A 24,799-nucleotide genomic window follows, 5' to 3' on the forward strand; every position below is an offset into this window, starting at 1 on the left:
TTGAGCGGCCTGTTCGCCGACTGCTATGGCGAACCCTCGCCTGCTCCGCCAAGCTCACTTAGCGAGTGAGTTAACTATCTCGGACTGGCGCTAGAAACTAAGGTGCGAGGTACCGCAGAAGTTCCGGATTGCCGCGGACATCGCCTGCCGCGCCGTGCAGCGCGATGCGGCCGCGATCGAGTACGTACGCGTGGCTCGCCACGCGCAAAGCGAGATCCAGGTGCTGCTCGACGATGATCACCGCGATCTCCTTGGTGAGCGCAGTCAGGCGTTCAGTAATCTCCTCGATCACGCCGATCCAAACTCCCTCGGTCGGCTCATCCAGCAGCAGCAGCTTTGGGTTTCCCAGTAGCGCACGCCCGATCGCTAGCATCTTACGCTCGCCGCCCGAAAGAGTGCCAGCTGCCTGATCCAAGCGGTGGCCGAGCTTGGGAAAGATCGTCAGGACCCGATCAATCGCCGAAGCGTCGGTGTTGGAGAGCGATCCCACTGCGAGATTATCACGTACCGAGAGGCGTGCGAACACCGAGTGCTCTTGCGGCACATAGCCGATACCGGCGCGCACACGCTGCTCGGTCCGGAGGCGATTGAAATCGTGGCCATCAAAGAAAACCTCGCCTCTCCAGCTTGGTAGCTCGCCGACGATGGCCTTCATCAGCGTAGTCTTGCCTGCACCATTCCGGCCAAGCACGGCGACACCGCCGCGCCTGGGAATGCCGAGGGTAATGTCAAACAGCACCTGGCTGCGGCCATAACCCGCGTCAAGATGCCTTATGTCGAGGAACTGTTGTTTAAGCACGGCGTAAGTAGATCTCCTGGACACGTTTGTTGGCCTGGATCTCCGCGACGCTTCCTGTCGCAAGCACCTTGCCTTGGTCGAGGACGGTGAGGCGGTCGCAGATATCGCGGATGAAATCGAGATCGTGCTCTACGATAACGAGAGAGCAATGCTCCTTGATTGGTCGCAAGAGTTCGCCGGTGACGCGGCGCTCCTCCAGACTCATGCCTCCGGTGGGCTCGTCCAACAGCAGCAGCCGGGGCTTGCCCGCGAGCGCCATCGCAATCTCCAGCCATTGTTGCTGACCATGAGAAAGCGCTGCTGCGGCATCAAACGCACGATCAGCAAGACGAAACTGGGTGAGCATCATCATGACTTGGTCGTGCAACTGTCTGCGGCTGCGCGAGAACACAAGATCAAGAAGCGAGCAGTGCCCCTGCAGCGCGAGCAAGATATTGTCGTAGAGGGTGAGGGTTGGCAGCACCGATGTGATTTGGAACTTCAGGCTCATGCCAGCCCGAGCGCGCTCGGTGGGCGTGAATGCGGTGATATCAGCGTTGATGAAGCTGACCTTGCCTTGGGTCGGCACCTCCGCCCCGGCAATGCACTTCATCAGCGTGCTTTTGCCCGAGCCGTTCGGCCCGATCAAACCGTGGAACTCGTTCTCGCCGACCGTGAGAGCCGCGCCATCGAGTGCCGTAAGCTTGCCAAAGATCTTTCCAATGCCTGCGGCTTCAAGAAGCGGCATGATGCTGCGCCCTCTTCTTGTTTTGCGCTTTCGCGGCGAAGCCACCCACGCGCTCGCGCTCCGTCAACACTATGCTGATAAGCCCGAGCGGCCGGAAAAGGATCACGAGTAGCAGGAGCAGGCCCAGAATGATCGGCCAAATGTCGCGGTAATTGTCCGACAGCCAGAAGGAGAGGCCTTCGACAATGGCCGTACCGATCACCGCGCCGATCAGCGTGCCGGAGCCGCCGAACAGCACGTAGAGCACGACCTGCGTGGAGACCACAACGCCGATCATATTGGGCCACACAAAACCCTCGTGGAAGGCATAGAGGCTACCGGCCAGGCCTGCGATGGCGCCGCTGATCGCGAACACTATGGCCTTCAGATGCTGTGTCTTATAGCCGAAGAAAGCGATGCGCTGCTCGTTCTCGCGGAGTCCTGCGAGCGCGAGACCGAACTGCGAGCGCACCAGGAAGCGGCATGCTAAGTAGACAATGACGAGAAGCCCCAGTGCGAGATAGTAAAAGATCGGCCCTTCCGAGAGTTCGTAGGAGCCGAGCGTCATCGGCGGAATCGAGGGAATGCCGTTCTGGCCGCCAAGATAGTACCAGCCTCGCGCGAGACGATCGGCGGCATAGGCGCCGGTGAGCGTACCGAGCGAAACGAAGATCACGCTGGCTGGATGCCGGCCGAGTAGGAGGAAACCACCGAGCAGCAGCGCGAAGACGAGGCCGATTAGTGTGCCCGCCGGCAGCACTAAAAGGATTGAGGTGATGTCGAGATCGCGTGCAAGCAGCGCGACGCCATAGCCTGCCGAGCCGAAGAAGAGGGCCTGCCCGAAACTCATGATCCCGGCATACCCCCACACCAGATCGAACGAGAGAGCGAAGAGCGCCAGGATCACGACGCGAGTCGCAAACACCGTAAGATAGTCGTGCAGCATCACCGGAAGGACTAGTGCTCCAATCAGCACTAGCCCTTCGATGATGAGCAGGACCCGTCGCGCAGGGCCAACTTGCCCTGCAAAGGCGGTTTCCGCCATTTCAGCCGTCGCACAATTCACTTCTAATGTGGGCACCGATGGCCTCTCTACCGCGCTCATCGCTTCCGCCGCGACTCGTCAGCATTCCCTGGGATCAACAAGCCCATTGCTACGTTCCACGATTTCAAACTTCCCGCTTTTGCACACCGCCGTGTACATGTTCATCTTACAGTGCCGCTTGCCCGGCACCATCTCGGCGGGTCCGCCCGGACCTTCCGCGATCTTGGCGTGATCGAGCGTCGCAGCCACCGACTCGCGATCGACCTTCCCGGCTTCCTTGACCGCGGCCTCCCAAAGTTTCAGACCGCGATAGGTGCTGGGCGCGGCACTGCTCGCGGCAAACAGGGAATCTCCAGGATAGTCCTTTTCATAGGCCGCCTGAATTCTGGCGGAGACGGGATCATCTTTGGCGACTGCTTTGTAATAGTCGAGGCAACTCGCAAGCCCTTCCATCTCATTGACCGGATGGAGGCTAAGATAATTCTCATCCTCATTCACGGCAGCAAGCCGTCCGCCGTTCTTGAGATAGCCCGCTTCATAGAGCTGCTTGAATAAGGGGCCGACACCGGGTGGAATGACAGTGTTGAAGACAGTGTCGACCTTGTTAGAGATAATCCCGTGGACAGTAGCGGAGAAATCGACCTGGTCGAGAGGATAATACTCCTCGAACACGACCTCGCCGCCATTTGCTTCAATCAACTTACGGGCGTATGCATTCAGATTACGCGACCAGATATAGTTAGAACCTGGAAGGGCAAACCTCTTGCCGCCGTTTTTGATCAGCCAAGGGATAAATGTGTCGCATTGCTGCGCCGGTGTGGCGCCGGTGCAGAACAGGTATGGTGTGCATTCCTGACCTTCATAGAATTGTGGATAAATATAGAGTGTCTTGCCCCGTGATACGATTACATCCTTGATCGCGTTGCGCATCGAGCTCGCGAGGCCGCCGAGGACCATGTCCACCTTGTCGCGCTGGATCAGCTTGCGCACATTGCCCACCGCCACCGATTCATTAGAGGCGGTGTCTTCGATATAAAGCTCGAGCGGCCGGCCCAAAAGTCCGCCGGAATTGTTGATTTCCTTGATCACCATTCTGGCGACGTTGGCATCCGCCTTTCCGGCAAAGCCGATTGGGCCGGTGAGATCGATCGCGATGCCGACCTTGATGGGGCCTTCGGCCGCATTGGCCCAGTCGGGGCGGATCACCCAACTGCTGGCTCCTGTGGCGATCGCACCAGCCGTGAAAGCGAAGTTCGAAAGGAAACGACGACGTGTGAGTTGGACGCGATCAGCAATCATATGACTACACTCCCCTTTGCGCGATGAGGCCTTGCGGGCGGAACTTGATGAAACAGATGGCAAGCACGAAGACGAGCACGTCGGCGACTACCGGTGCCACTGCCCAAGGTAGCGCCGCGGTAAGAGCGCCGATTACGCCGGCCCCTGCCACCGGTCCGATGAAGGAGCCGACGCCACCGACCATGACGGCAACAAATCCCTGGATCAGAAAACGAATTCCGAGATCGGCAAATAGATCGAAAACCGGCACGATAAGCGCACCGGCGAGCCCCGCTAACGCTGCGCCGAAAGCAAAGGTGGCGCCATAGATGAACGTCGTCGAAACGCCAGAGGCGCGCGCCAGCGCTGGATTTTCCAGCGTCGCCCGAACGCGCAGGCCGAAGCTCGTGCGCGACAGGAGCAGATAGCAGGCCCCCATCACCAAACCCGTGATCACGAGTATCGCGAAGCGCCAGGCCGAGATGTGCATAGTGGCGATAGCGATAGATCCGCCAATCGGCTCCGGAACCGTCAGATAGAAGCCGCCAATCAGGCCCCGCACCGTTTCTCGGATGATAAGACCGAGGGCATAGGTGCCGAGCATCGCCACGATCGGTGCCGCATAGAAGCGGCGGATAATGAGTGCTTCGAGTACAAAACCCAGCAATCCGACGAGGATCGGTGCGGCCGCCATACCGACCCAAACGGGGAGACCATGGCTATAGGCGAGATACGTAATATAGGCACCGAGCAACACGAACTCGCCTTGGGCAAAATTGAAGATGCCCATCATGCTCGCTATGACTCCGAGGCCCAGTACGATCAGGACCATGATCGCGCCGAAGCTCAGAATGTCGAATGCCGCCATGAATGCGTTGGTCATATGTTGCGATCCACCCGGACGCCATCGCAGCCCGTCTCACATCTTCTTCCAGTCGCCCATCTGTTCGAAAGTATGGGCGGCGCGGTAGACGGTGGATTCCTCGAAGTAACGACCGACCAGCATCAGGCCCACTGGTAGGCCGTCGACCATTCCGCAGGGCAGTGACATGGCTGGATGATGCGTAATGTCGAATGGCGCGGTATTGGTGAACATCTCGATCGCGCGAGTGAAATAGTCTTCGCGACTGGCGCCGGCAGGCGGCAGCGGCGTTGCCTTCATCGGCGTCGTCGGCATGAGTAGAAGGTCATAGGTCTCGAGAGCCTTGTCGTATGTTGCAGCGAGGCGGCGGGAAATATTGACGGCCTTGCCGTAAAACCTGGAACCAAAAGTGTTGTTGATGTAAGTGCCGAGCAACAGGAACAGCTTGTTCGTCTCGGACAACGAGTCTGCCTGCCGCCGCCACCCGCGATGGAAATCCATCAGTGAGGTCGGGTAGAGATCGCCTCGGCTGAGACCATAGCCGTCGCCGAACATCATGGTCTGGACGGCGCCCTCGGTTCCGATCGGGGTCCAGATCGCCGCCCCCAGGAGATGCATCGGAATGGAGACGGTCTCAACAGTCGCACCAAGATCTTTAAAGCGCTTGGCTGCCTCGCGCACGCTTTCATTGACCGCAGCCTCCGCGGACGGCTGCTCGAAACCTTCCTTAAGGATGCCAATCTTCATCCCTTTGATGCCTGCACCCAAGGCCTTGGTGTATTCGTCAACCTTTGGTGCCTTGATGCGCGAATCGTAGCCGTCGTCACCGGCGATCACCTCGAGCAGCAGCGCGTTATCGGCCACTGTTGCCGTGATCGGTCCGGTGTGATCAATAAAGACCTCGATCGGCATGATGCCCGTGTAGGGAACGAGACCCCAGGTCGGCTTCATACCGTATGTGCCGCAGAACGAGGATGGCATGCGGATCGAGCCGCCCTGGTCGCCCCCGATCGCCATGTCGACCTCGCCCAGCGCGACCACAACCCCGCTTCCCGAGGAAGAACCGCCGGCCGAATAGCCCATCCTGTGTGGATTATGCACCGGACCGGTCGCATTGGTGTGGCTGCCACCCGAGAGACAGAAGGCCTCGCAGTGAACCTTGCCGGCAATCTCGGCACCAGCATCGAGCATGCGCGTAACGATGGTGGCGTCGAAGTCGGGTACGTAGCCTTCGAGGGTGGCCGAGCCATTCATCATGGGCACCCCGGCCAGCATGATGTTGTCCTTCAGGGCCACCGTCTTGCCCTTGAGCTTGCCGCTCGCCGCGCCCTTCACCGTCGACTTGCGGTACCAGGCGTTGCGCGGGTTCTCCTCCGGTGACGGCCGATAGCCCGGAGTGCGTGGATATTTGACCACCGGCAATTCGTCGGGCATTGCAGCGACGAGATTGTACGCTTCGAGCGAGCCCTGCATCAGGCCTAGGAACGAGGCAACGTCCTCATCGGTCAGTGAGAGACCACACTGTTCGGCGATGCTACGAAGCTGGGTTGGCGTGGGAAGGGCGACTGACATGAGGCTCTCCTAAGAAATTTCATCCCGGCATTTGGACGTGCCGCCCATCGATTATTCTACGATGGCCACTTACTCGCCACATACTGCGGAGCAAGTGCATTCGCCCAAAGTGGGCGCGCAACGTGATCTGGGTAATATTGGGTAAAACGGCTTCGGGTGCTGAATGCATTTGGGTGCGGAGCCCCTGCCGAGCCGCCAAACCTTGCCACTTCCTGTCGCGGTTAACGCGAGCAGCTCGTTTTTGACGAAGCGGCGCGGCGACACAAGCAAACCAGCGTCGTCAGCTTAGAGTTGCAATGTGGCAGCGATCTGACAGAGCAACGCAATGCATTAGCGGCTTAGTTTCCGCAGGGAAACATCCAGCTACTTCACCTTGGAGATGTGCTCCAAACATTTAATGGCCAGACGTTGAAAGCTGCAACGTATCGATTCAATTCCCTTCGGCGCGCCGCCAAGTACGGGGGGCCGTGCCAGTGCTGCGCTTAAATTCGCGACTGAAGTGATAGACGTCGCAGAAACCGCAGCGTTCGGCGATAGCATCGAGCCCCGCGTCAGTTTCTAAAAGTAACTTTTGCGCCATCAAAATACGCTCTCGGATCAGCCAGCGCCGCGGACTGATCTGTAGATACCTTTGGAATAGCCGCCGCGTTTGTGCGGCACTGAGACCGGTGACGGAGGCCAGTTCCTCGGCATGCCAGGATCGCGCTGGAGCCTGCCGCATCTTTGAGACGATGGCGCGCAATGGGGCTGGAAGACGAGACTCACCGTGCGGAGGTGAAGGCGCTGCTATGAGGTGCAGCAGTTCTGCCACAAGGTGATTGAGGGCCATATCGACGTTATCATCTCGAGCGCGCAAAACACCAAACAGCTCTTCGAACCACCGGTCGATGTTGTTCGGCGCCAATATTGTTGCGAGGGTTGCACCACCGCCGAACACCTTTCGCCGAATGGCTGCACAGTTTGGTCCGTCGATCCGTACCCATAGAACGGTCCAGGGATCGCTCTCGTCGGGCCAGTGCGCATGCGGTGTCTCGTTGGCGATCCACATCAATTGATTGCGCCCAACGCTCAATGTCCTTCCCTCGCTCGATACGAAGCCATGACCCGCTGTGCAGTAGAGAATGTCCTGGCCCGGATAGCTATCTCGCGCGATGTGATGGTCAGGGGCAGTGATGACTTTACCAGCCCTCAGCACCGTAAAGGCGCAGCGAGTCCAGGCGACATCAGGAAGGACATACTGATGGCTCTCAGGGAAAAATGTGCGCTGCAGTATTTTTACCATGCGCGTTTTATATAAGTCAGAGCGTGCTTTGTCCATTTCTACGCACGAGCTGCACATCTATGCTCGCTCACAACGACTAATAAGCAAACTCGCCGATGGGCCATCCTGGATGCACGTTTTGTCTCCTTGGGCGGCTGCTGCGAGTATTTAGGGAGGAGCTGGTGTCAATACTCAGCGCCCGCGAACAGCGCCTTCACGCTGAGCGCCGCACTTTCCTTATGCCGATATCGTGGAGGCAATCCACACAAGCGCGAGCCTTAAGCACCTTCAAGGGAGGAATCGATGGGTAAACCGAAAATCACCGTCGTAGGCAGCTTCGCGGTGGGACTTACCATTAGGGCTCCGAACATTCCCGTCTTCGGCGTCACAATGCTCGGCAGCAGTTTCGATATGGGGCCTGGCGGAAAGGGCTCAAACCAGGCGGTTGCGACCGCGCGGCTGGGGGCGGACTCCTCGCTGGTGGCCATCATCGGCAAAGACAAGTTCGCCGATATCGCAACCGATCTGTTCAAAGCCGAGGGCGTTGGTACGGCGCATGTCAAGCAAATCGCTGAGAGTCCGACGGCGGTGGGCTTCATCATTCTCAACGAGCGCGGTGAGAACTTCATCATCATGGACTATGGCGCAACCAACGCTATGGACCCGGCTTATGTAGATCGCGCCGAGAGCCGCATCCGGGAGAGCGACGTCGTCATGGCGGTGCTCGAACCCCCGGTCGAGGTAGCAATGCGAGCCATGGAGCTGGGCCGAAAACACGGCAAGAAAACTGTCCTTAATCCAGCTCCCGCCGCGCCGCTTCCTGATGAGATTTTCCCGCTAGTCGATTACCTGACGCCGAACGAGAGCGAACTTCGTATTCTGCTCGGTCTACGGCCGGACGATCCGCGCCCTTCGCGCGAGCTAGTGGAGATGCTGCGCAAGCGCGGCGCCGCCAATGTCATCGTAACCCTTGGCGACCGCGGCGTGCTCATTGTGACCGACACGATCGATACAGCCATCCCAGCCGCCGAGGTCGACGTCGTGGACACGACTGGCGCTGGCGACGCGTTTAATTCCGGCTTCGCCGTGGCTCTGGCCGAAGGTCGGGATGTGATCGAAGCGGCGCGGTTCGGGGTTTGCTGCGGCGCCCTGGTCTGCACCAAGCTCGGGGTCATTCCTGGCATGGCAACACGTAGAGCAGTCGACGAGATGTATCGTACAAGTTTCGCGTCGGCTTGAAAGGATTCAGAATGAGCCTGAACCATATGCTTCCAGATGCCGACTTGGCCTGCTCTGTCGTCAAGAGAGGCATGAGCGAGGAGAGGATCGGCTGTGAGCCACCATATCCAAACCCGCCGCACTTCGTTTGGCATGGTCTCGCTGTCGCTGCAGGGCATCCGCATATCGAACCATGTGCACAGTGATGGCCGGCGGCTTGACGACTTTGTACATGGACACTCGACCGAAGGACGACACGCAGTTGATAGGTAGCGAGGCGACCCTCCGAAATTCCTTGACAGGCGCCGGTTCGACGCGCCGGACCTTTGGCAATAACTTTGAGAGCTCGTGAGCAAGATGCCGCGGATTTACGATTGGGCCGCGCGCGAAGCTGAGCGCACGGTGACCGTAGCCGATCTGTGCGCGGCCCGAGACTCGGGCAAGCGCTACACTCAAGTCACCGCTGAGACGGCGGACGAGGCAGCAGCTGCGGAGGAAGCTGGTGTCCAGATGCTGGTTGCCCGCGCCCGCAACGTGGAGGCCGTGCGCAAGGGTTCGAAACGGCTTTTCGTCACCGCGGCACTGGGCTTTGCCGATGCCGTAACCCGGGACGATATCCTACGCACCGCATTGAAGGCGCTGACCGACGGCGCCGATGCGGTGATCACGGCACGCGGCATGGCGACCGTCTCTATGCTCGCGGCCGAAGATATTCCGGTCGTGGGTCACCTGGGACTCGTTCCAAGGAAATCGACCTGGGTCGGAAAGCTTCGCGCTTTCGGCAAGAATGCCGACGAAGCCTTGACGCTTTTTCACCGCTTCCGCCGCCTCGAAGAGGCCGGCGCTTTTGCAGTCGAATGCGAGGTTATCCCCGCCAGAGTCATGGCAGAGATCCGTCGGCGAACCGGACTGGTGACGGTTTCGCTTGGCTCCGGACCTGATGCGGACGTGATCTTTCTCTTCACCGAGGACATATGTGGTGGCGAAGGCCGGCGGCCCCGGCACGCCCGGACCTATGGGAACCTGCAAGCGCTGCAAGAGCGTGTCAAGGAAGAGCGTGTGAAAGCCCTCAGTGCATTTCGCGCTGACGTCAGTGCGAATGCGTTTCCGGGGCCGCAGGAAACCTCGATTATCGACGACGACGAATTCGCCGCGTTTATGTCAAGGCTGAAGCAAGAGGGCGTTTGAGTTTTGATCTGAGTCTCGTGCGGGCGATAACCGCGATGATGTCTCGGCGCCTGAGAATCTGGCCGCATAGGCGAGCTTCTCTCTTCAAAACGTTGATGGAGTAGCAAATATGGATGACATCTTATACGGGGCGCGCGACAAACGCGGGAATTGGACACCGAACAAGAGGCCCGAACGCGCGCCGATTTTTGTCTGGCCAGTGCAACCGAAGAAAGTTATTCGTTGGTTGCCGGGGTACTTCTTGCCCTGGAATACCCTCTATTTCGTGATCTCGCTTGTATCGTGGATCTATCTGACACCCGCGCTTGATACAATGCGGGAATTCCGCGCTGACTGGATTTTGCTCATTCTGCTGCGCAACGCTGGGCTAACGCTCCTAGTCTATGGCAGCTTTCACTTCATCCTCTATATCCAACGGCGCCAGGAAACCAACTTCAAGTATAATGCAAAGTGGCCCGACACCGACAATACGGCCTTTATGTTCGGAAGCCAGACGGCTGAGAACGTGTTTTGGACCATGTGTAGCGCGGTGCCAGTATGGACCGCATACGAGGCGGCCACCTGGTGGCTCTACGCTAACAGCTATCTGCCGTACGTCGATTTCGGACAGCACCCGGTGTACTGCGCCATCCTCGTGTTGGTGATGCCGGTCTGGCGCGAGTTGCACTTCTATCTGATTCACCGGCTCATTCATATCGGGCCGCTGTACCACATCGTACACAAAGTACACCACAAGAACGTAAACCCGGGGCCGTGGTCGGGCTTGTCAATGTCTCCCCTTGAACACATCGCCTATTTTTCCGGCGTGCTGATCCATTTCGTCGTGCTCTCCCACCCGGTGCATGCAATGTTTCAGCTCATGCACGCAGGGTTGTCCGCCGCGAAGTCTCACACCGGTTTCGACCGGGTGGTGGTGGACGATGCGAAGGCCGTCAACACGGACAACTTCTATCACTACCTCCACCACAAGTATTTCGAAGTGAACTACGGTGAGCGTCGCATCCCGCTCGACGAGTGGTTCGGCACAGCTCACGACGGTTCTCCGGAAGCGGACGAGAGGATGTACAAACGCATAAAGGCCAAGAAGTGGGCGCGCGGCAGTTAGCTCTGATGTTGCGGAATGTCCGTCCGGCTCTCTTCTTACGAGCACTGCGCACGCGCGGGAGCCTCCCGTCCGCCCGCCAAGGACATCTGCGCCGGTCGAGGATTTGCCAAGGCATCGGTGCAATTGTTGCGATATAGATTTAGAGGGATACGGAATGACCAGCCAAGGAGAATGGGTTTCCGCCTGTGCTACCAATGCATTGATGCCCGAAGAGACCCTTCGCTTCGATCATGGTAGCCGCACGTTTGTTATTGTTTGCTCTCCCGAGGGAGACTACTTCGCGATCGATGGCCATTGCTCCCACGAGAAAGTCCACCTAGCGGATGGCATCGTCGACGGCGGAATCATTGAGTGTCCCAAGCACTTCGGGACCTTCGACTACCGAACGGGCGAGTCGCGTGCTTTGCCCGCATGCGTCGACTTGCGCAGTTACGAGGTGAAGGTCGAGAACGACACCGTCTTCATCAAGCTCTAAACGGAGCCAAAGGGCGGAATGCAGGACAATGTCGAAGCAGAGCTTGCTTATACTACAGTCCCTTTGGGCGATGGAACGGCGCCAGCCCGACGGGGTCGAACGTTCCATCGATCAGAACATAGCGATGATCCAAGAAGCCGGGTTCGACGGCATTAGCACCTCGTGCACTGATCCTGCGCGCGTCGCCCTGATTGCACGTGCCCTAGACGGCTCGGGACTTGCAGTCGAGGGTATGTGCTTCCCGCAGACGATCGATCACCTGAAAGCTGCCATTGACCTTGCTCGGCGCCTCGACGTCGTGCATCTCGACGTCCAGCCTGACATTCGCCCGCGCCGTGTCGCCGACTGTGTCCCGCTGCTGGAAGGCTGGATCAGGGTGGCGCAAGATGCGAACATGCCGATCTACTTCGAGACGCATCGCAATAGGATGACGACAGATCTCCTGTTTACACTCGAGTTGATGGATCAGGTTCCCGAGATGCGGATGCTCGCTGATCTCTCGCACGTCCTATTGGGCCGCGAGTTTTGGTATCCGATCTCGGACGAAGACGAAGCGCAGGTGCGGCAGGTGCTCGACCGCACCTGGGCATTTCATGGCCGCGTTGCATCGCGCGAGCAGATACAGGTTGAGATCACGTTCCCTCAGCACAAAATCTGGTTGGATCTGTTTCTCTATTGGTGGAAGTATGGATTCAAGAGCTGGCAAAGGCGCGCTGGTGCGGATGCCCGTCTCGCTTTCGTCTGCGAACTTGGTCCGCAGCCTTATGCAATTACCGACCGACAAGGCAACGACAGCACAGATCGTTGGAAGGAAGCTCTCTTACTCAAATCCCTCGTGCGCAACGTGTTCGAGAGTCTGGCAAACGATGCGCCGCCTTCAACTGGCGATCGGGTGGCCACTTGAGTGCAAAATCCACAATAGTGATTGTCGGCGCGGGCGAAGCCGGCACAGCCGCCGCCATCGCCCTGCGCGAACGTGGATGGCGGGGCAGACTGGCCTTAGTAGGCAACGAAACTATACTGCCATATGAGCGCCCGCCTCTATCCAAGGCGCTCCTGCTCGACGAAATGAACCCTGGACCCAAGCTGATTGTGACGTCACAACGCCTTGCCGAGTTGGAAATAGAGTATCTCCAGGGAAGCGAAGCGGTCTCAATTGATCGCGCGGCCAACATGGTTACGCTCTCAAACGGCTCAGCGATAGCGTATCACCGTCTCCTACTGGCCACGGGAGGCCGACCTCGGAAACTGAGCGTTCCGATCGCCGAAGGAGCCGAGGTGGCGACACTACGGACGTACGAGGACGCCACGCGCATCCGCCATGTCATTGGTCAAGGATGCGACGTGATCGTGATCGGAGGCGGCTTCATCGGGCTTGAGGTTGCCGCGAGCGCCGTCTCGAGAGGTGCTTCGGTGACCGTACTCGAGGCAGGATCGCGGCTACTTACGCGGGCAGTGCCAGCTTCTATGGCCGAGTTGATCAAAGCCAAGCACGAACGTTCTGGCGTGCGCATCGAGATAGCCGCGATCGTCGAACGCATCGATAGGAGCGAAGGCCGTTCCAAAGTGGTAATGGCCGACGGTCGCTCGCGTGACGCCGATCTCGTGATCGTTGGGGTCGGCGCGACGCCGAATGTCGGCCTTGCGCAAGCGGCGGGACTAGCAATCGAGGACGGTATCGCTCTGGACGAGACGCTCGCGACTTCAGATCCGCACGTTTTCGCGGCGGGTGACTGCTGTTCGTTTCCTCACCGCCTCTACGAAAAGCGAATCAGGCTGGAGGCCTGGCGCAATGCCCAGCGGCAAGGTGCGGCGGCGGCGGCGAACATGTTGGGCGAGAACCGTCCTTACGAGGACGTTCCTTGGTTTTGGTCGGATCAGTACGACGAGACACTGCAAATCGTGGGCCTCGTTCCGGAAGGAGGAATTCCCATAATCAGAGATTTTGGTGCGAGGGCTCAGATCTTGTTTTACCTCGCAGCAGATGGACGCCTGGTGGCCGCATGCGGATTCGGGAGCCTAGGTGTCGTAGCGAGAGAAATTCGTGCCGCCGAAATCATGATCGCGAGGCGGCTTAGACCTCCAGTAGACGCGCTCGCAAGCCCCGAGATGAACATGAAGAAACTAATGGGTTAGAATAGAATTCAGTATCCGAGACCGCCTCAGCGCCGATCCTGATTGCAGCCGGAGAACTGGCGTTAATCCGATGCCTATGCTGCTCGCCGCTCGGGCGCGCTACGCGGCTGGCTTATGTGGTCCTCAATGACGCTGGAGCTATACGAGCGCGGGGTAGAACGGCTGGATGCTGATCGCTGCGCTCCCTGCGCCAATCAGCTTGCGCTCGACGTCGCGCCAGGATCCATCCCCGGCCGACTTTGGGGGGGCGCCGCGGCCACGATCGAATGGTCCTAGATACGAGGACCGAAAACCTGCCCGGAGTGCCCGCCTAGGGCCTCGTCTAGGACTGCGACTATCGATCACAAACGTCTATAATCTGCGGATGACCCTCGATCCAGAGCAGGCCAAATCTCCGTGTTGCAATCGGTCTGAATGAGAAGGGCCCCGTCAGAATGCGGGGCCCTTCGTGATGTGGATCGTTCACGCTGGGGTAGCCAGAAGTAGGAGACGAAGCCCCGCCGTGCCTAATCCCCGACGTAGACGCCGCCTCGTTGTTTCGCGATCAGATAAACTATGATGCTAAGCAACGCGACGGCCGTGCCGTAGAATGGAAACACCCAGGACAGATTAGAGCGTTGGAGCCACAGCAGCAGGAATGGTGTGGTACCGCCGAATATCGTTGCGCCAATAGCGTACCCGAGCGCGACGCCGGTGGTCCGAATATTTCTGGGCATCAACGTTGTGGCAATAAAGTTATAGAGCGCCATATTGCAACCGACCAGAGTTCCGCCCACCAACATAACGATTGAGAAGGTCAGAATGCTCTTCTCGGCATAGAGCAGGGATAGAAAGAACGACGGGATTAGCAGCAGGCGCATCATCACGAACGCCCGCGACGGTTTCACCTTATCCGCAAAGGCACCGATTGTCGGCGAGAACACCATCCAAATCGCGCCCATGACCGTCACGATGCCATACACATAAGTGCTGTTTTCCTTGAATACGCCATTGGCAATGTTAGGCAAACCGAAATTGTACGTGTAATTAGCGATCTGGACGCCGCCAACAACCAGAATCGCGGCGAAAAGGGACAGCCTTGCCTTCCAAAGCGCTTTCCACACTCCGCCGGTCGTTTTTTGAATGCGCGAGTCCTCGTCGACCCGATGCATGGCGCGAGCGATTAGGGTTTCTGGAAGGGTCTGCCGAAGATAGATGATGAGCAAGCCTAGAACACCTCCGACGCCAAACGGAACGCGCCAAGCCCAATCGCGCATGACTTCAGGGGACACGGCGCCGCTGACCAGGAAAGCAACCAAGCTGGCTCCGATCGAGCCCACCATGATGAATGTGCCATTGATCAGTCCGAGGTATCGTCCCTCCTGACCTGCCGGTGCCAATTCGATCGCGATCGCATTTGCAACGCCCGCTTCGGCGCCTACGGCGAGGCCTTGCACCAGCCGAAGGGAAACCAGCACGATGGTGGCAGTGATGCCGAGATCCTTGTAGCCTGGCAGCACTGCGATCATCAGCGACGATAGTGCCATGGCGGAAACAGCGATCAGCATCACGGCTTTGTGGCTGATGCGATCTGCAATCGGGCCGAGCAGCGCCGCCCCTAAAGGCCGTGCGGCAAACCCTGCTCCGAATACTGCCAGTCCCGCGAGCAGCGAGACGACAGGGTCAGTGGCTGGAAAGAAGTGCGGCGACAGGAATGCCGCCATGAAGCCATAGAGCTGCCAGTCGTAGAATTCGAGGGCGACGCCCCCGCCGAGGCCCAGAGTCATTGACCTCGTCGCGACGGATTTATCGATCTCAACGACGTCCCCTACGGGGTGTGCTGTCAATTGCATGGTTTGCTTCCGCTCTTTTAATCAATTCGTCATGGATGATGGGCGCAGGAGTCCGAGGCGAGAGGTCATCGCCGTTCGTGGGCTTCCGTGGCGCTGATGCGGAATACAAGCGAGCACCTCCGCGCTGTGAGCGGCGAACTCAGGCGAGAAGACCGAGGTGCGCGGAGAAGACGTCCCCGAGCCATTTCGTTTTGATATTGCAAGCAGCCTGCATATGCGAGCGTCTGGCTCATTTCACCGTTCCCTCCTGTTGCACCCGCGCTTTGCGCGTCGCGTTCGTCTTTCTATGGCGATGACGCCGTGAGTTGGCGGCATCCTCCGCGGGCGAAAAGTGCCTCTCGCTCACGGTCGCTATTTCCCAACGCCGGTCGTACTTGCCCTAGTCCGTACGTGAGGAGCACAACACGCAGATAGCCCAATGTCAATATTGCGACACAGCAATACGACATTGGGCTAGCTGATGCGAAGTTTGCGATCGGCAGAGCTCCTGGGGGAATATGGAGCGCCTGTAAGGCGCAGAGAATCACGTATTCTAGCTCAATTGCCGTAATTCCCGGCCAGATTGCGCTATCCCAATGCGCGCGTTGGTTGCCTTGCGGGCCTGAAATGCCGAACGTCTCGACGAAAAATGGCTCTGAACCGCGGACTCCGCGGGAGCGATCAGCGCCCGCCTCTCTCAACGTCCGGCGCAACTGACAACACCAACAATTCAATTGCTCGAAGAGGAAAGGCAATGGACAGCGGCGTTACGATGGGCTGACTCGGGATCTCCGGTCGCCGTCCATGGGAGTCACGCGCACGAGGAGGTGATCGCGCTCGCGGTCATGTCGCTGTACTCCCCAACCACCTTGACCAAGCTTAGTGGAAGGCAAACGGCTGGGCCGCCGTCATCGAAGGTGTCGGCAATGCTTCAGTAGATTGCTGCGCGGCCCTGTCATACGGCGAAGGCGGTTTGCGCTTTTTTGCGAGGTGCGACGAAGGTGCGCATCACTAACAGTGCGCACGAGTCAGTCGCCGTGGCGTCGCACATCGCCCGCTTTAGGAACTCAGCCACTGGGCGGTTACATCGCGAACCTAATACTGCGAACGGCTCCCTTACTCTCAAGCCGAGAGGGGAGCATGGCCAGGTAGTGGCATTTCAATTGGTAAAGACCGCCGCCTTATGCCTCGTTCTGGTGGGGCCGTTCCGCACCAACGACGGAAGGCAAAGGCCCTGGTCGAATATCTCATTCTCCCCGATATCTGGGCGGGCGTTTTTCAAAGAAGGCATCCATGCCCTCTTGCTGGTCCGAAGTCGTGAAGGCCACCCGAATTGCCTGTCGTTCGAATTCCACACCCGCATCCAGAGGCGTCTGATACGCGGCGAGCACCGCTGATTTGGCGAGTTCGACGGAGCGCGGCGGCTTCTGCGCAATGCGGCCTGCGATCTCGAGCGCTCGCGCGTTCGCCGTGCCGGTGGGGACGATGTCCGCGATGAGCCCGGCACGCAGCGCGGCCTGAGCAGAAATTGGCTGACCGCCCAGAACCATCAACATTGCCAATGATTTTCCTGCTACGCGGGTCAATCGTTGAGTGCCGCCGTCGCCAGGGATCACGCCTATATTGATTTCTGGCTGCCCAAACTGTGCATTCTCGCCCGCCACCACGATGTCGGCGAGCATGGCCAGTTCGTTCCCGCCGCCGAAACATACGCCTTCAACGGCTGCAATGATGGGCTTCACGCAGGTCGTAATATCTCTCCAATCATTCCGCCTGATAGGGTTGTTGATGGCTTCGAACCCGCGCTGCTGCATTTCCTTGATGTCCGCGCCCGCACAAAAGAAGGCGTCGCCTCCTGTGAGCACGATGCAACGTACCTCCTCGTCGGAAACGGCAGCGCGGCAGGCTTGCGCAATATGTGCGATGAGTTCATTGCTGAGAGCGTTTCGTTTCGCATGTCTATTCATGCTCAACAGCCGAACATGTCGGGACGGCGTGGACGCGATGACGAGGTCTGATGTGGTCAAAGGGTGATCCGTGAAGGTTTGGCTTGGAGTTTATGGCGCTTCTTCGCGCAAGCCGCGAACGAAGGTCACGGCGGCTAGCCGAACGCCCTTCTATTGCGGGCATCGGCAATGGTCTCGACTGAGAATCCGAATGAGGACAACACCTCGTCGGTGGCAGCACCGATCGGTGCTGGGTGGATCCGGATGCCTGGCGGGGTACGCGACAGGCTAATCGGAAGACCGGCCAACGGGACGGTTCCGCGCCCCGGTACATCTACTTGCCACATGATGCCATTGTGCGCAGTTTGGGCCTGACTGACGGCGCCCGCGATCTCATTGACGGCCGTGCAAAGGAGATCCACCTCAGACAGTCGCTGCACCACCGCCTCGGTCGTGAGTGAGGCTATCGCGTCCGCGCAATGTTCCTGAACCCTCGAAAGATTCGCAACCTGACCTTCGCGGGTTGACAGCTCAGGTCGCGTGCTGATGTCGGGCAGACCGAGCGCTTGGCACATCAGCCCAAGCGGATTGTCACGGAACAGCATAACCACCGAGACCCAGCCGTCTTTAGTTTTGAAGAAGATCGACTGACTGATCCAGTTCGTCTTCGTTCCGTAAATGCTCTCGCTCGCAATTTCACAGAGTTGCATGGCGAGTGCAACATCGTACAGACAGGTCGAGACGACTTGGCCGAGCCCAGAGGTTTGACGTTCAATAAGGGCGGCGAGAACACCTTGTACAAGCGACATTGCAGCGCCGTAGTCAACGATAGGCGAATTGGTCAAGTGAGGCGGCTGATGCTCTTCAAGCCCGCCGCGAGCAAGCCCGCTGAAAGCCTGCGCCAACATATCCTGGCCGGGCCGGCTCGCCAGAGGCCCGCTTTCACCGAAGCCGAACCCAGCGGCATAGACCAACCGAGGATTGCGCGCGCTCAGTTCGGGGAATCCGAGGCCTAGTCGCTCCATCACGCCCGGTCGGAAGTTATGCATGAGCACGTCGGCCTTATCGACCAGCTGAAGCAGGATTTCCTTGGCGACTGGATTCTTGAGATCCAGGGCGAGTGTACGCTTATTGCGTCCCATGGCTGCATAGTAGGAGCTCATTCCCCCAACCCGAGTCGCCTCGAAATCGAGCCCACGGGTGATGTCGCCCTGGGGTCTTTCGACCTTGATGACGTCCGCGCCGAGATCGCCCAAGACTTGGCCGGCAAGAGGGACCTGCATCACCATTCCCACTTCCAGCACGACAATTCCATTAAGGGCGCCGGCTTTCGGGGTGAGCGTGTTGTCTGCGGGTTCAGCGATCACTTGGCGACCTCTCTAATGAATCTGATTTTGGCTGGCCACAAGCCGGCACACGAAAGCTACAGCACAACCCTAAGCAGGTCAAATCATATGCTAGCTCAATGCGGCATTGATATATCCCAATATATGTGGAATTGGATTGCGGCGCGGTCGAGCACTGTCCCCGGGAATTCCGGTACCAACGCCGGCGTAGAGCGATGATGAATTCGCCATCGCGCCCGCATGGCATTTTTCGACGAACCTAATTTGGATGGACACCGATGAATTTGAATTACATCGCCGGGGAATGGCTTGCTGCGTCGAACGCAGTGCCGAACGTGAATCCTTCGAACACGTCCGACGTGGTCGGCGAATTTGCGCAAGCTTCGGCAAGCGATGTGGAGCGAGCGATTGACGCGGCATTCGACGCTTTCCGAGCCTGGTCCCGTTCAACCATCCAGACTCGGCACGATTGCCTCAATGCGATCGCCGCCGAGATCCTTTCACGGAAGGAGGAACTTGGGCGGCTTCTCTCCCGCGAAGAGGGTAAGACCCTTCCAGAGGGGATTGGCGAGGTCACGCGTGCAGGACAGATCTTCCAGTTCTTCGCGGGTGAATGTCTGCGTCTTGCAGGCGAGAAGCTGCCGTCCGTTCGCGCTGGCGTGGACGTCGAGATTACCCGAGAACCCGTGGGCGTTGTGGGGCTCATTACGCCCTGGAATTTTCCCGTCGCGATTCCTGCCTGGAAGATTGCTCCTGCTCTCGCCTGCGGGAACACGGTCGTATTCAAGCCAGCAGAGCTGGTGCCAGGATCGGCGCACGCGTTAACGGAGATCATCTCGCGCGCAGGTATTCCGCCAGGTGTGTTCAACCTCGTCATGGGCCGCGGCTCCGTCGTTGGTGAGGCCATGCTGAAGAATGTCAAAATAGCCGCGATTTCATTCACCGGCTCGACCTCCACGGGGGAATACATCGCGCAGAGTTGTACGACGGCTCATCCGATGAAAAAGGTTCAGCTTGAGATGGGCGGGAAAAATCCGATGGTCGTTCTGGACGACGCCGACCTCAACGTGGCCATCGAATGTGCAGTGAACAGCGCCTTCTTCTCGACGGGCCAGCGTTGCACTGCCTCCTCCCGCTTTATCGTGACAGATGGCGTCCACGACGATTTCGTTGCAGCAATGGCAGAACGTATGAAATCCCTTGTAGTGGACGACGCCTGCAGAGCCGGAACCCACATTGGCCCGGTGGTCGATCAGCGTCAGCTCGATCAAGATCTATATATTCGTCTAGGCCAGGATGAAGGCGCCAAGCTCGTGGCTGGCGGCGAACTGCTTAGTCGAGATATGCCGGGCTTCTATTTATTTCCTGCCCTCTTCGCGGAAGTCGACAATCGAATGCGAATCGCACGGGAGGAAATATTCGGACCCGTTGCAACGGTGATCCGTGCTCGTAACTATGAAAATGCCCTGGAGATCGCAAACGATACCCCGTTCGGCCTGTCGGCTGGGATCTGCACTTCGAGTCTGAAGTACGCGAGTCACTTCAAACGCAATGCTCAAGCGGGGATGATCATGGTCAACCTGCCAACCGCGGGGGTGGACTACCACGTTCCGTTCGGCGGCCGTAAGGGCTCATCCTACGGACCGCGCGAACAGGGCAGATATGCCGCCGAGTTCTACACGACAGTCAAGACGTCCTATTCCTTCGGCGGCAACATCTGACCAGGTGCCACTTCCGGAAGAGACAGCACAACCAGAATGCGCTCGGCGCATTCTGGTTTCAGATGATGGACATGTCAGCTTCGTTGGTGGGCTCTAATGAGCCGGCCAATTGCCGCAAGGCCCACTCGAGATCCTCGATGCGATCCGGCACGCCGATCGAGACTCGCAATCCCGAGATCAGCGACGGATCGACAAGCAGAGCGGAAGACGGCGTGGTGATCACTCCGCGTTGCAATGCTCGGGCGGCAACATGCTCGACGGCGCCACTCGGCAAATCCAGCCAGACGTGAAAGCTCGGTGGATGGTTGGCCCTAACATGCGGCCGTAGGATCTGTGAAGCGAGTTTGACGCGGTTCTTCGCTTCTTGTGCCAACGACTGACGCACCTTGGCGGCAAGGCCGTTCTCGATCCACTCGGATGCGATCATGGAGGAGATGGGAGACGCCATCCAAACGGTCGCCCGCATGGCCTGATGGATACGGGGTATATACTGTTCGGGCACGACGAGCATGCCCAGGCGTAGGCCGGGCGCCAGACATTTCGACAGCGTATTGACGTAGAACGTCCGCTCCGGAGCCAGCGAGGCGAGAGGAATGCTGGCCTGATCCAAGAAGCCGTAGGCATCGTCCTCGATGATTAGGATGTCGTGCTTGCGTGCAATTCGCACAATCTCCTGGCGGCGAGCGGCTCCCATGATTGTGGCCGTGGAACTCTGGACCGTGGGCATCGTGAACAGCACTCGCGCATTGCCCGAAGCCGCCGCTCTGTCGAACGCTTCCGGAACGAGGCCTTCGCTATCCATTGGAAGCCCGACCAGCTCAAGCTTGGCGAAATGAGCGTACGATTTCATGCCATGGTAAGTGGCGGCCTCGACGAATACCTTGTCACCCGGTTGACAAATGGCGCTCAGTGTCAACGAGAACCCGTGTTGCGCCCCATTCGTGACGACGAGATTGTCAGGTCCGGTATCGAAGCCGGTATCGCGCAACAGCCTGGCGAACTGGCTGCGATGATCCATCACCCCGGACTGAGAGAGGTAGCCGACATAATCGGAGATGTCACTGGGGAACGTCCACCTGCTATCTGCGAGCACTTTCGGCAACCGCGAGGGGCCTGGTATGTTCAAGCTCAGGTCGATGACCCGCCCGCGAGACTGGACGCTCTGGCGCTGTTCTGCAACAAACGTCCCTCGGCCAACGTGGCCAACGAGCAGGCTTCTGCGTTGCCCCTCTGCGTAGGCCTTGATCACCGTGCCGACGCTGAGACCGAGGCGCTCCGCCAAGTCACGCTGGGTCGGGAGTTTCGCCCCGACAGCAAGCGACCCGGACGAAACGTCCTTCTCAATAGCCTCGAGTAAACGGAGAAAAGCGGGTGCCTTGCCGGGGCGCAGTTCGGGATACCATTTTTGCATTTCAACCGCTTATCCTAGAGGACCTTGACCTTCAACTCCCGAGGCCGCGCTCGCAATCATGAATTTGGGCGAGAAGCCGCTGATTTTCAACAGATTTCCGACGTGTCGAAAGACGGCGGAGCGCTCCGGATACAGGAGAGGTCAGTGACCGCCGCCTCGCCGCACGGTCACTCGCTCCATGAAGGACCCAAGCGTCACTTAGGTAGACCTGCCTCGATTGTGAAACCTACAGTACCTTGACTGAAAGGAGCTCCGTCTTTTCCTCCGCGATAAGTGGGTTGCGCAATGGTCGGCCAAACGCTTTCGATTCCACCTCGAAGACGTCACCGCTGCGCGGCCTGACTCCGGCGGCGAAGCTCAAAACGCTCGCGCCGAAGAAATGCACGTGAACATCACCCGGCCGACGGAAACCGCGATACTTGAAGTGGTGATGTTCAAGGTTGCGGATGGTATGGGACATGTTGTCTTCGCCGGAAATGAATTTGTCAGACCAGATCGTTGAACCGGCCCGCGATACGCGGACGGTACCCGTTACGTCACTCGGGAGTTCGCCGAGCAAGGCTTCGGGACCGTAAGAGCACTCGCGCAATTTTGAATGGGCGAGATAGAGATAGTTCTGCTGCTCCATCACGTGATCCGAGTACTCGTTGCCGAGGCTGAAGCCCACACGCAGGACCTCCCCTTGGTCGCCGATGACGTAGAGGCCCACGACCTCTGCTTCATCGCCGCCATCTTCGGCCCACGCCGGCAGACTAAGCGGATGCTCGGGAGGCACCGCCCACGAACCATTCCCCTTGTATGCCCACTCGGGCTGCACCCCGATGCTTCCATGATTCGGCTTGCCACCTTCAAGACCGAGTTTGAACATGCGCATCGAGTCGGAGAGATCATCTGCTGCTAATTTTGCGTGCATGGCATCTCGAGATTCGGCGCTTCCGAGATGCGTTAGGCCCGTCACGGAAATGGTGCAGCGGGACGGCTCCGCATGATCGAGCGGCAGAAGCAACCTCTTCTCGGCAACAATTTCGTCGTAATCGACTTCTCCCTCACCCCCCCGTGCCGAAATAAGTTGTTCCAAGGACGCATCCGAGCGCGCGGCTTCCAGCGCAAGCTCGCGGACGCTCGTCGCATCTTTAACGACCACCGGCTGGGCACCATCATTGAGAATGGCGCCCACCTGCCGACGGCCTTCCGGCGTCACAAATTGAACTAGTCGCATCTCGCGTTCCTTACACCTCAGAGGGCTGCAGGCGGCCGCTGAGCATCAGCAGCGCCTCAAACAAATAATAGCTACCGAAGATAAGCTCGGCATTTTTGACGTAGTCCTCGGGCCGAGAATCTTCCCGTTTGTTGAAGCAGCCCTCGACCAACATGCCGGCGGGTCTGTTGTCATCGTCTCCCAACGGGGTGAGATAGCCATCGACGAGAGCGGCGGCCGTCTTTTCCGCAGCATCTTTGTATTTTTGACGCTTGCCTTCACAGGGCGCGACCGAACTCAGCTTGAACAGAGTAGACGCCATGAAGGCGCTCGCGGCTGTGTCTCGTTCAGTATTCGGGGCCGCAGGATCGTTGAAGTCCCAGAAAGAAATGCCGTCGGCTGGCACGTGATCAATCCACCAATCCGCACCCTTGACTGCGGCAGCAAGGAAGCGCTCGTCGATGCCTCCCGAGAGGCAACTGATGGTCGAACCCAGCACGCCCCATGCCTGCGCCCTCGCCCAAACGCTGCTTTCGCTGTATCCCTTGTGCGTATAGCGTTGAAGCACTTCGCCACTCTGCACGTCGAGGGAAGAGGATTGAACGAAGGCACCATCTTCTCGTTGATGGATTGAGAGAACCCGGGCTGTATGTTTGGCGGCGACGTCCAGCATTTGGCTGTCGTTCGACTCCCTTGCAGCCCAAAAGAGCAGCAGAGATACCACCAAGCTATCGATGCTGCTTGCGGTCGCTCCAACATGTGATCCTTCTTCGGCATTTGCGCCGAGCGGCACCAAACCCAGCTTGGGGTCGAATCGATGTTTGATGTCTCTTGCCGCTGCGAGACCCAACTCTCGCGCTGACTTGCTTCCTCCGAGCAGCGCCCCCAGGCCCGCACCGTAGTAGAACGTCGCAGCCTTGAAGGCTGTGTCGGCATTTACGCGGGATACGAGACGCTTACAGACTGCGTCAGCCAAATGCTTGTAGCGCTCGCCCGCCTCGTCTCGCGACGCAAGCCACAACATTCCGAGCCAGTAGCCGCCGGTCCAATCACCATGAGCTGTCGTTTTCCAGATTCCGGTATTTGGATGGGCCCAATGCGGGAAACTATCGCCAACCTGCTGCGCTGTCGAACGAATGCGATCTTTGATGCGCTCGATCGCTTCATCCCAGTTCCTAGTCATCTCACGTCCTTGTTGCCGTTATCGGGCGCTTGGCCACTCCATACACATGGCAAGGGTTGCATGATTATTGAGATATATCAATTGCGGATTGGTTCAGCTCTCTTGGTTGACATCGGGGCATTGCCCTCTTATCGTCGCCCGACTAGCCCGCACTTGCTTGCCAAATTGCTCGTCGGGTCACGATTGGTGCGACGGTCTCGATCTGTCCTAAACGGCGCTCACATGGCCAGTCGCGACTGGCTATCGGTCCGAGTCGCAACGGGCATCGGCCTCGAATACTGCGAACGTTCCCCTGCAGGAGCCGCGCGAATTCGTCCTCACAAGGCTAACGCAACGTCCAACAAGTTTCGGCTACGATCTGGCCGGACCCTTCGCGGTCGGAATGTACGAAGATCGGGCGGCGCCACCCGGCAAGAGCTCTAAAATTGGTACAACCCTCTGTCGTGCCTAAGAGGAGGCCGGACATGCCGAAGATCACCCTTCCGAGACTGACGCGCGTGGAGGCTGAGCAGATATCAACGAGCATTGGAACGAAGAC

20 protein-coding genes are annotated in these 24,799 nt (G+C 58.6%); 7 read left to right on the forward strand and 13 right to left on the reverse strand.

All coding sequences use genetic code 11. The features are described from left to right. Positions 1 to 97 precede the first annotated feature (97 nt). The 7 genes from IVB42_RS31880 to IVB42_RS31910 form a co-directional block, all read right to left on the reverse strand. Positions 98 to 799: an ABC transporter ATP-binding protein gene (locus IVB42_RS31880; protein ID WP_247369468.1), complete on the reverse strand. Its 702-nt coding sequence runs from the start codon at positions 797 to 799 to the stop codon at positions 98 to 100. Beyond that, positions 792 to 1,526, reverse strand: coding sequence for an ABC transporter ATP-binding protein (locus IVB42_RS31885; RefSeq protein WP_247369471.1), 735 nt, complete (start codon positions 1,524 to 1,526; stop codon positions 792 to 794). Before IVB42_RS31885 ends, IVB42_RS31880 begins: the two co-directional genes overlap by 8 nt. Then, on the reverse strand, positions 1,513 to 2,550 hold the full coding sequence (locus IVB42_RS31890) for a branched-chain amino acid ABC transporter permease (RefSeq protein ID WP_247285613.1): 1,038 nt from the start codon (positions 2,548 to 2,550) through the stop codon (positions 1,513 to 1,515). Before IVB42_RS31890 ends, IVB42_RS31885 begins: the two co-directional genes overlap by 14 nt. Positions 2,551 to 2,628: 78 nt before the next feature. Continuing rightward, a complete protein-coding gene (locus tag IVB42_RS31895) occupies positions 2,629 to 3,849 on the reverse strand; it encodes a substrate-binding protein (RefSeq protein WP_247471771.1) in 1,221 nt (406 codons plus the stop codon). A 4-nt stretch (positions 3,850 to 3,853) separates the two neighbouring features. Then, positions 3,854 to 4,711 (reverse strand): branched-chain amino acid ABC transporter permease, encoded by an 858-nt coding sequence (locus IVB42_RS31900; RefSeq protein WP_026233434.1) that lies wholly within the window; start codon positions 4,709 to 4,711, stop codon positions 3,854 to 3,856. Between the two features lie 36 nt (positions 4,712 to 4,747). Then, positions 4,748 to 6,262, reverse strand: a complete 1,515-nt coding sequence (locus IVB42_RS31905; protein WP_247371470.1) for an amidase — start codon at positions 6,260 to 6,262, stop codon at positions 4,748 to 4,750. A 430-nt stretch (positions 6,263 to 6,692) separates the two neighbouring features. Next, on the reverse strand, positions 6,693 to 7,580 hold the full coding sequence (locus IVB42_RS31910; RefSeq protein WP_247298918.1) for an AraC family transcriptional regulator: 888 nt from the start codon (positions 7,578 to 7,580) through the stop codon (positions 6,693 to 6,695). 246 nt (positions 7,581 to 7,826) lie between these two features. Between IVB42_RS31910 and IVB42_RS31915 the strand changes: the two genes are divergently transcribed. The 6 genes from IVB42_RS31915 (at position 7,827) to IVB42_RS31940 (ending at position 13,645) form a co-directional block, all read left to right on the forward strand. Beyond that, on the forward strand, positions 7,827 to 8,762 hold the full coding sequence (locus IVB42_RS31915; RefSeq protein ID WP_247298919.1) for a ribokinase: 936 nt from the start codon (positions 7,827 to 7,829) through the stop codon (positions 8,760 to 8,762). Between the two features lie 336 nt (positions 8,763 to 9,098). Then, the gene (locus tag IVB42_RS31920; RefSeq protein WP_247298928.1) at positions 9,099 to 9,929 is read left to right on the forward strand and encodes a 3-methyl-2-oxobutanoate hydroxymethyltransferase; all 831 of its coding nucleotides are present in this window, start codon (positions 9,099 to 9,101) and stop codon (positions 9,927 to 9,929) included. Positions 9,930 to 10,038: 109 nt separating this feature from the next. Continuing rightward, the gene (locus tag IVB42_RS31925) at positions 10,039 to 11,034 is read left to right on the forward strand and encodes a sterol desaturase family protein (RefSeq protein ID WP_247371474.1); all 996 of its coding nucleotides are present in this window, start codon (positions 10,039 to 10,041) and stop codon (positions 11,032 to 11,034) included. Between the two features lie 154 nt (positions 11,035 to 11,188). Beyond that, positions 11,189 to 11,509, forward strand: a complete 321-nt coding sequence (locus tag IVB42_RS31930; protein WP_247298923.1) for a Rieske 2Fe-2S domain-containing protein — start codon at positions 11,189 to 11,191, stop codon at positions 11,507 to 11,509. A gap of 28 nt (positions 11,510 to 11,537) precedes the next feature. Further along, positions 11,538 to 12,413 carry a sugar phosphate isomerase/epimerase gene (locus IVB42_RS31935; protein WP_247369473.1) on the forward strand — a complete coding sequence of 292 codons (876 nt, stop codon included), beginning with the start codon at positions 11,538 to 11,540 and terminating at the stop codon, positions 12,411 to 12,413. Then, the gene (locus IVB42_RS31940) at positions 12,410 to 13,645 is read left to right on the forward strand and encodes an FAD-dependent oxidoreductase (protein WP_247369475.1); all 1,236 of its coding nucleotides are present in this window, start codon (positions 12,410 to 12,412) and stop codon (positions 13,643 to 13,645) included. Before IVB42_RS31935 ends, IVB42_RS31940 begins: the two co-directional genes overlap by 4 nt. Positions 13,646 to 14,151: 506 nt before the next feature. Here the strand turns inward: IVB42_RS31940 and IVB42_RS31945 are convergent. The 3 genes from IVB42_RS31945 to IVB42_RS31955 form a co-directional block, all read right to left on the reverse strand. Then, positions 14,152 to 15,477: an MFS transporter gene (locus IVB42_RS31945; RefSeq protein ID WP_247297957.1), complete on the reverse strand. Its 1,326-nt coding sequence runs from the start codon at positions 15,475 to 15,477 to the stop codon at positions 14,152 to 14,154. A 1,226-nt stretch (positions 15,478 to 16,703) separates the two neighbouring features. Further along, on the reverse strand, positions 16,704 to 17,483 hold the full coding sequence (locus IVB42_RS31950) for an enoyl-CoA hydratase-related protein (RefSeq protein ID WP_247471774.1): 780 nt from the start codon (positions 17,481 to 17,483) through the stop codon (positions 16,704 to 16,706). A gap of 74 nt (positions 17,484 to 17,557) precedes the next feature. After that, positions 17,558 to 18,769 (reverse strand): CoA transferase, encoded by a 1,212-nt coding sequence (locus IVB42_RS31955; RefSeq protein WP_247371489.1) that lies wholly within the window; start codon positions 18,767 to 18,769, stop codon positions 17,558 to 17,560. A gap of 257 nt (positions 18,770 to 19,026) precedes the next feature. Between IVB42_RS31955 and IVB42_RS31960 the strand changes: the two genes are divergently transcribed. Continuing rightward, entirely contained in the window at positions 19,027 to 20,469 is a 1,443-nt protein-coding gene (locus IVB42_RS31960; RefSeq protein ID WP_247471777.1) for an aldehyde dehydrogenase family protein, read from the forward strand. A gap of 58 nt (positions 20,470 to 20,527) precedes the next feature. Here the strand turns inward: IVB42_RS31960 and IVB42_RS31965 are convergent, their stop codons facing one another. From IVB42_RS31965 to IVB42_RS31975, 3 genes are all read right to left on the reverse strand, one after another. Continuing rightward, entirely contained in the window at positions 20,528 to 21,880 is a 1,353-nt protein-coding gene (locus IVB42_RS31965) for a PLP-dependent aminotransferase family protein (RefSeq protein WP_247369482.1), read from the reverse strand. Positions 21,881 to 22,106: 226 nt separating this feature from the next. Further along, complete coding sequence (gene araD1 / locus IVB42_RS31970; RefSeq protein ID WP_247369484.1) at positions 22,107 to 23,099, reverse strand: AraD1 family protein; 993 nt, start codon at positions 23,097 to 23,099, stop codon at positions 22,107 to 22,109. 10 nt (positions 23,100 to 23,109) lie between these two features. Continuing rightward, positions 23,110 to 24,261 carry a glycoside hydrolase family 88 protein gene (locus IVB42_RS31975; RefSeq protein WP_247471781.1) on the reverse strand — a complete coding sequence of 384 codons (1,152 nt, stop codon included), beginning with the start codon at positions 24,259 to 24,261 and terminating at the stop codon, positions 23,110 to 23,112. Positions 24,262 to 24,799: the final 538 nt, after the last annotated feature.

The organism is Bradyrhizobium sp. 45 (assembly GCF_023073155.1).
Taxonomy (GTDB): domain Bacteria; phylum Pseudomonadota; class Alphaproteobacteria; order Rhizobiales; family Xanthobacteraceae; genus Bradyrhizobium; species Bradyrhizobium canariense_D.

What these genes read in the sequence shown, in the direction of transcription:
- IVB42_RS31915 (WP_247298919.1), top strand. Translation starts at nt 7,827, where the DNA reads ATGGGTAAACCGAAAATCACCGTCGTAGGCAGCTTCGCGGTGGGACTT.
- IVB42_RS31965 (WP_247369482.1), bottom strand. Translation starts at nt 21,880, where the DNA reads ATGCAAAAATGGTATCCCGAACTGCGCCCCGGCAAGGCACCCGCTTTT.
- araD1 (WP_247369484.1), bottom strand. Translation starts at nt 23,099, where the DNA reads ATGCGACTAGTTCAATTTGTGACGCCGGAAGGCCGTCGGCAGGTGGGC.
- IVB42_RS31925 (WP_247371474.1), top strand. Translation starts at nt 10,039, where the DNA reads ATGGATGACATCTTATACGGGGCGCGCGACAAACGCGGGAATTGGACA.
- IVB42_RS31930 (WP_247298923.1), top strand. Translation starts at nt 11,189, where the DNA reads ATGACCAGCCAAGGAGAATGGGTTTCCGCCTGTGCTACCAATGCATTG.
- IVB42_RS31910 (WP_247298918.1), bottom strand. Translation starts at nt 7,580, where the DNA reads ATGGACAAAGCACGCTCTGACTTATATAAAACGCGCATGGTAAAAATA.
- IVB42_RS31975 (WP_247471781.1), bottom strand. Translation starts at nt 24,261, where the DNA reads ATGACTAGGAACTGGGATGAAGCGATCGAGCGCATCAAAGATCGCATT.
- IVB42_RS31945 (WP_247297957.1), bottom strand. Translation starts at nt 15,477, where the DNA reads ATGCAATTGACAGCACACCCCGTAGGGGACGTCGTTGAGATCGATAAA.
- IVB42_RS31895 (WP_247471771.1), bottom strand. Translation starts at nt 3,849, where the DNA reads ATGATTGCTGATCGCGTCCAACTCACACGTCGTCGTTTCCTTTCGAAC.
- IVB42_RS31890 (WP_247285613.1), bottom strand. Translation starts at nt 2,550, where the DNA reads ATGGCGGAAACCGCCTTTGCAGGGCAAGTTGGCCCTGCGCGACGGGTC.
- IVB42_RS31905 (WP_247371470.1), bottom strand. Translation starts at nt 6,262, where the DNA reads ATGTCAGTCGCCCTTCCCACGCCAACCCAGCTTCGTAGCATCGCCGAA.
- IVB42_RS31920 (WP_247298928.1), top strand. Translation starts at nt 9,099, where the DNA reads ATGCCGCGGATTTACGATTGGGCCGCGCGCGAAGCTGAGCGCACGGTG.
- IVB42_RS31960 (WP_247471777.1), top strand. Translation starts at nt 19,027, where the DNA reads ATGAATTTGAATTACATCGCCGGGGAATGGCTTGCTGCGTCGAACGCA.
- IVB42_RS31885 (WP_247369471.1), bottom strand. Translation starts at nt 1,526, where the DNA reads ATGCCGCTTCTTGAAGCCGCAGGCATTGGAAAGATCTTTGGCAAGCTT.
- IVB42_RS31900 (WP_026233434.1), bottom strand. Translation starts at nt 4,711, where the DNA reads ATGACCAACGCATTCATGGCGGCATTCGACATTCTGAGCTTCGGCGCG.
- IVB42_RS31935 (WP_247369473.1), top strand. Translation starts at nt 11,538, where the DNA reads ATGTCGAAGCAGAGCTTGCTTATACTACAGTCCCTTTGGGCGATGGAA.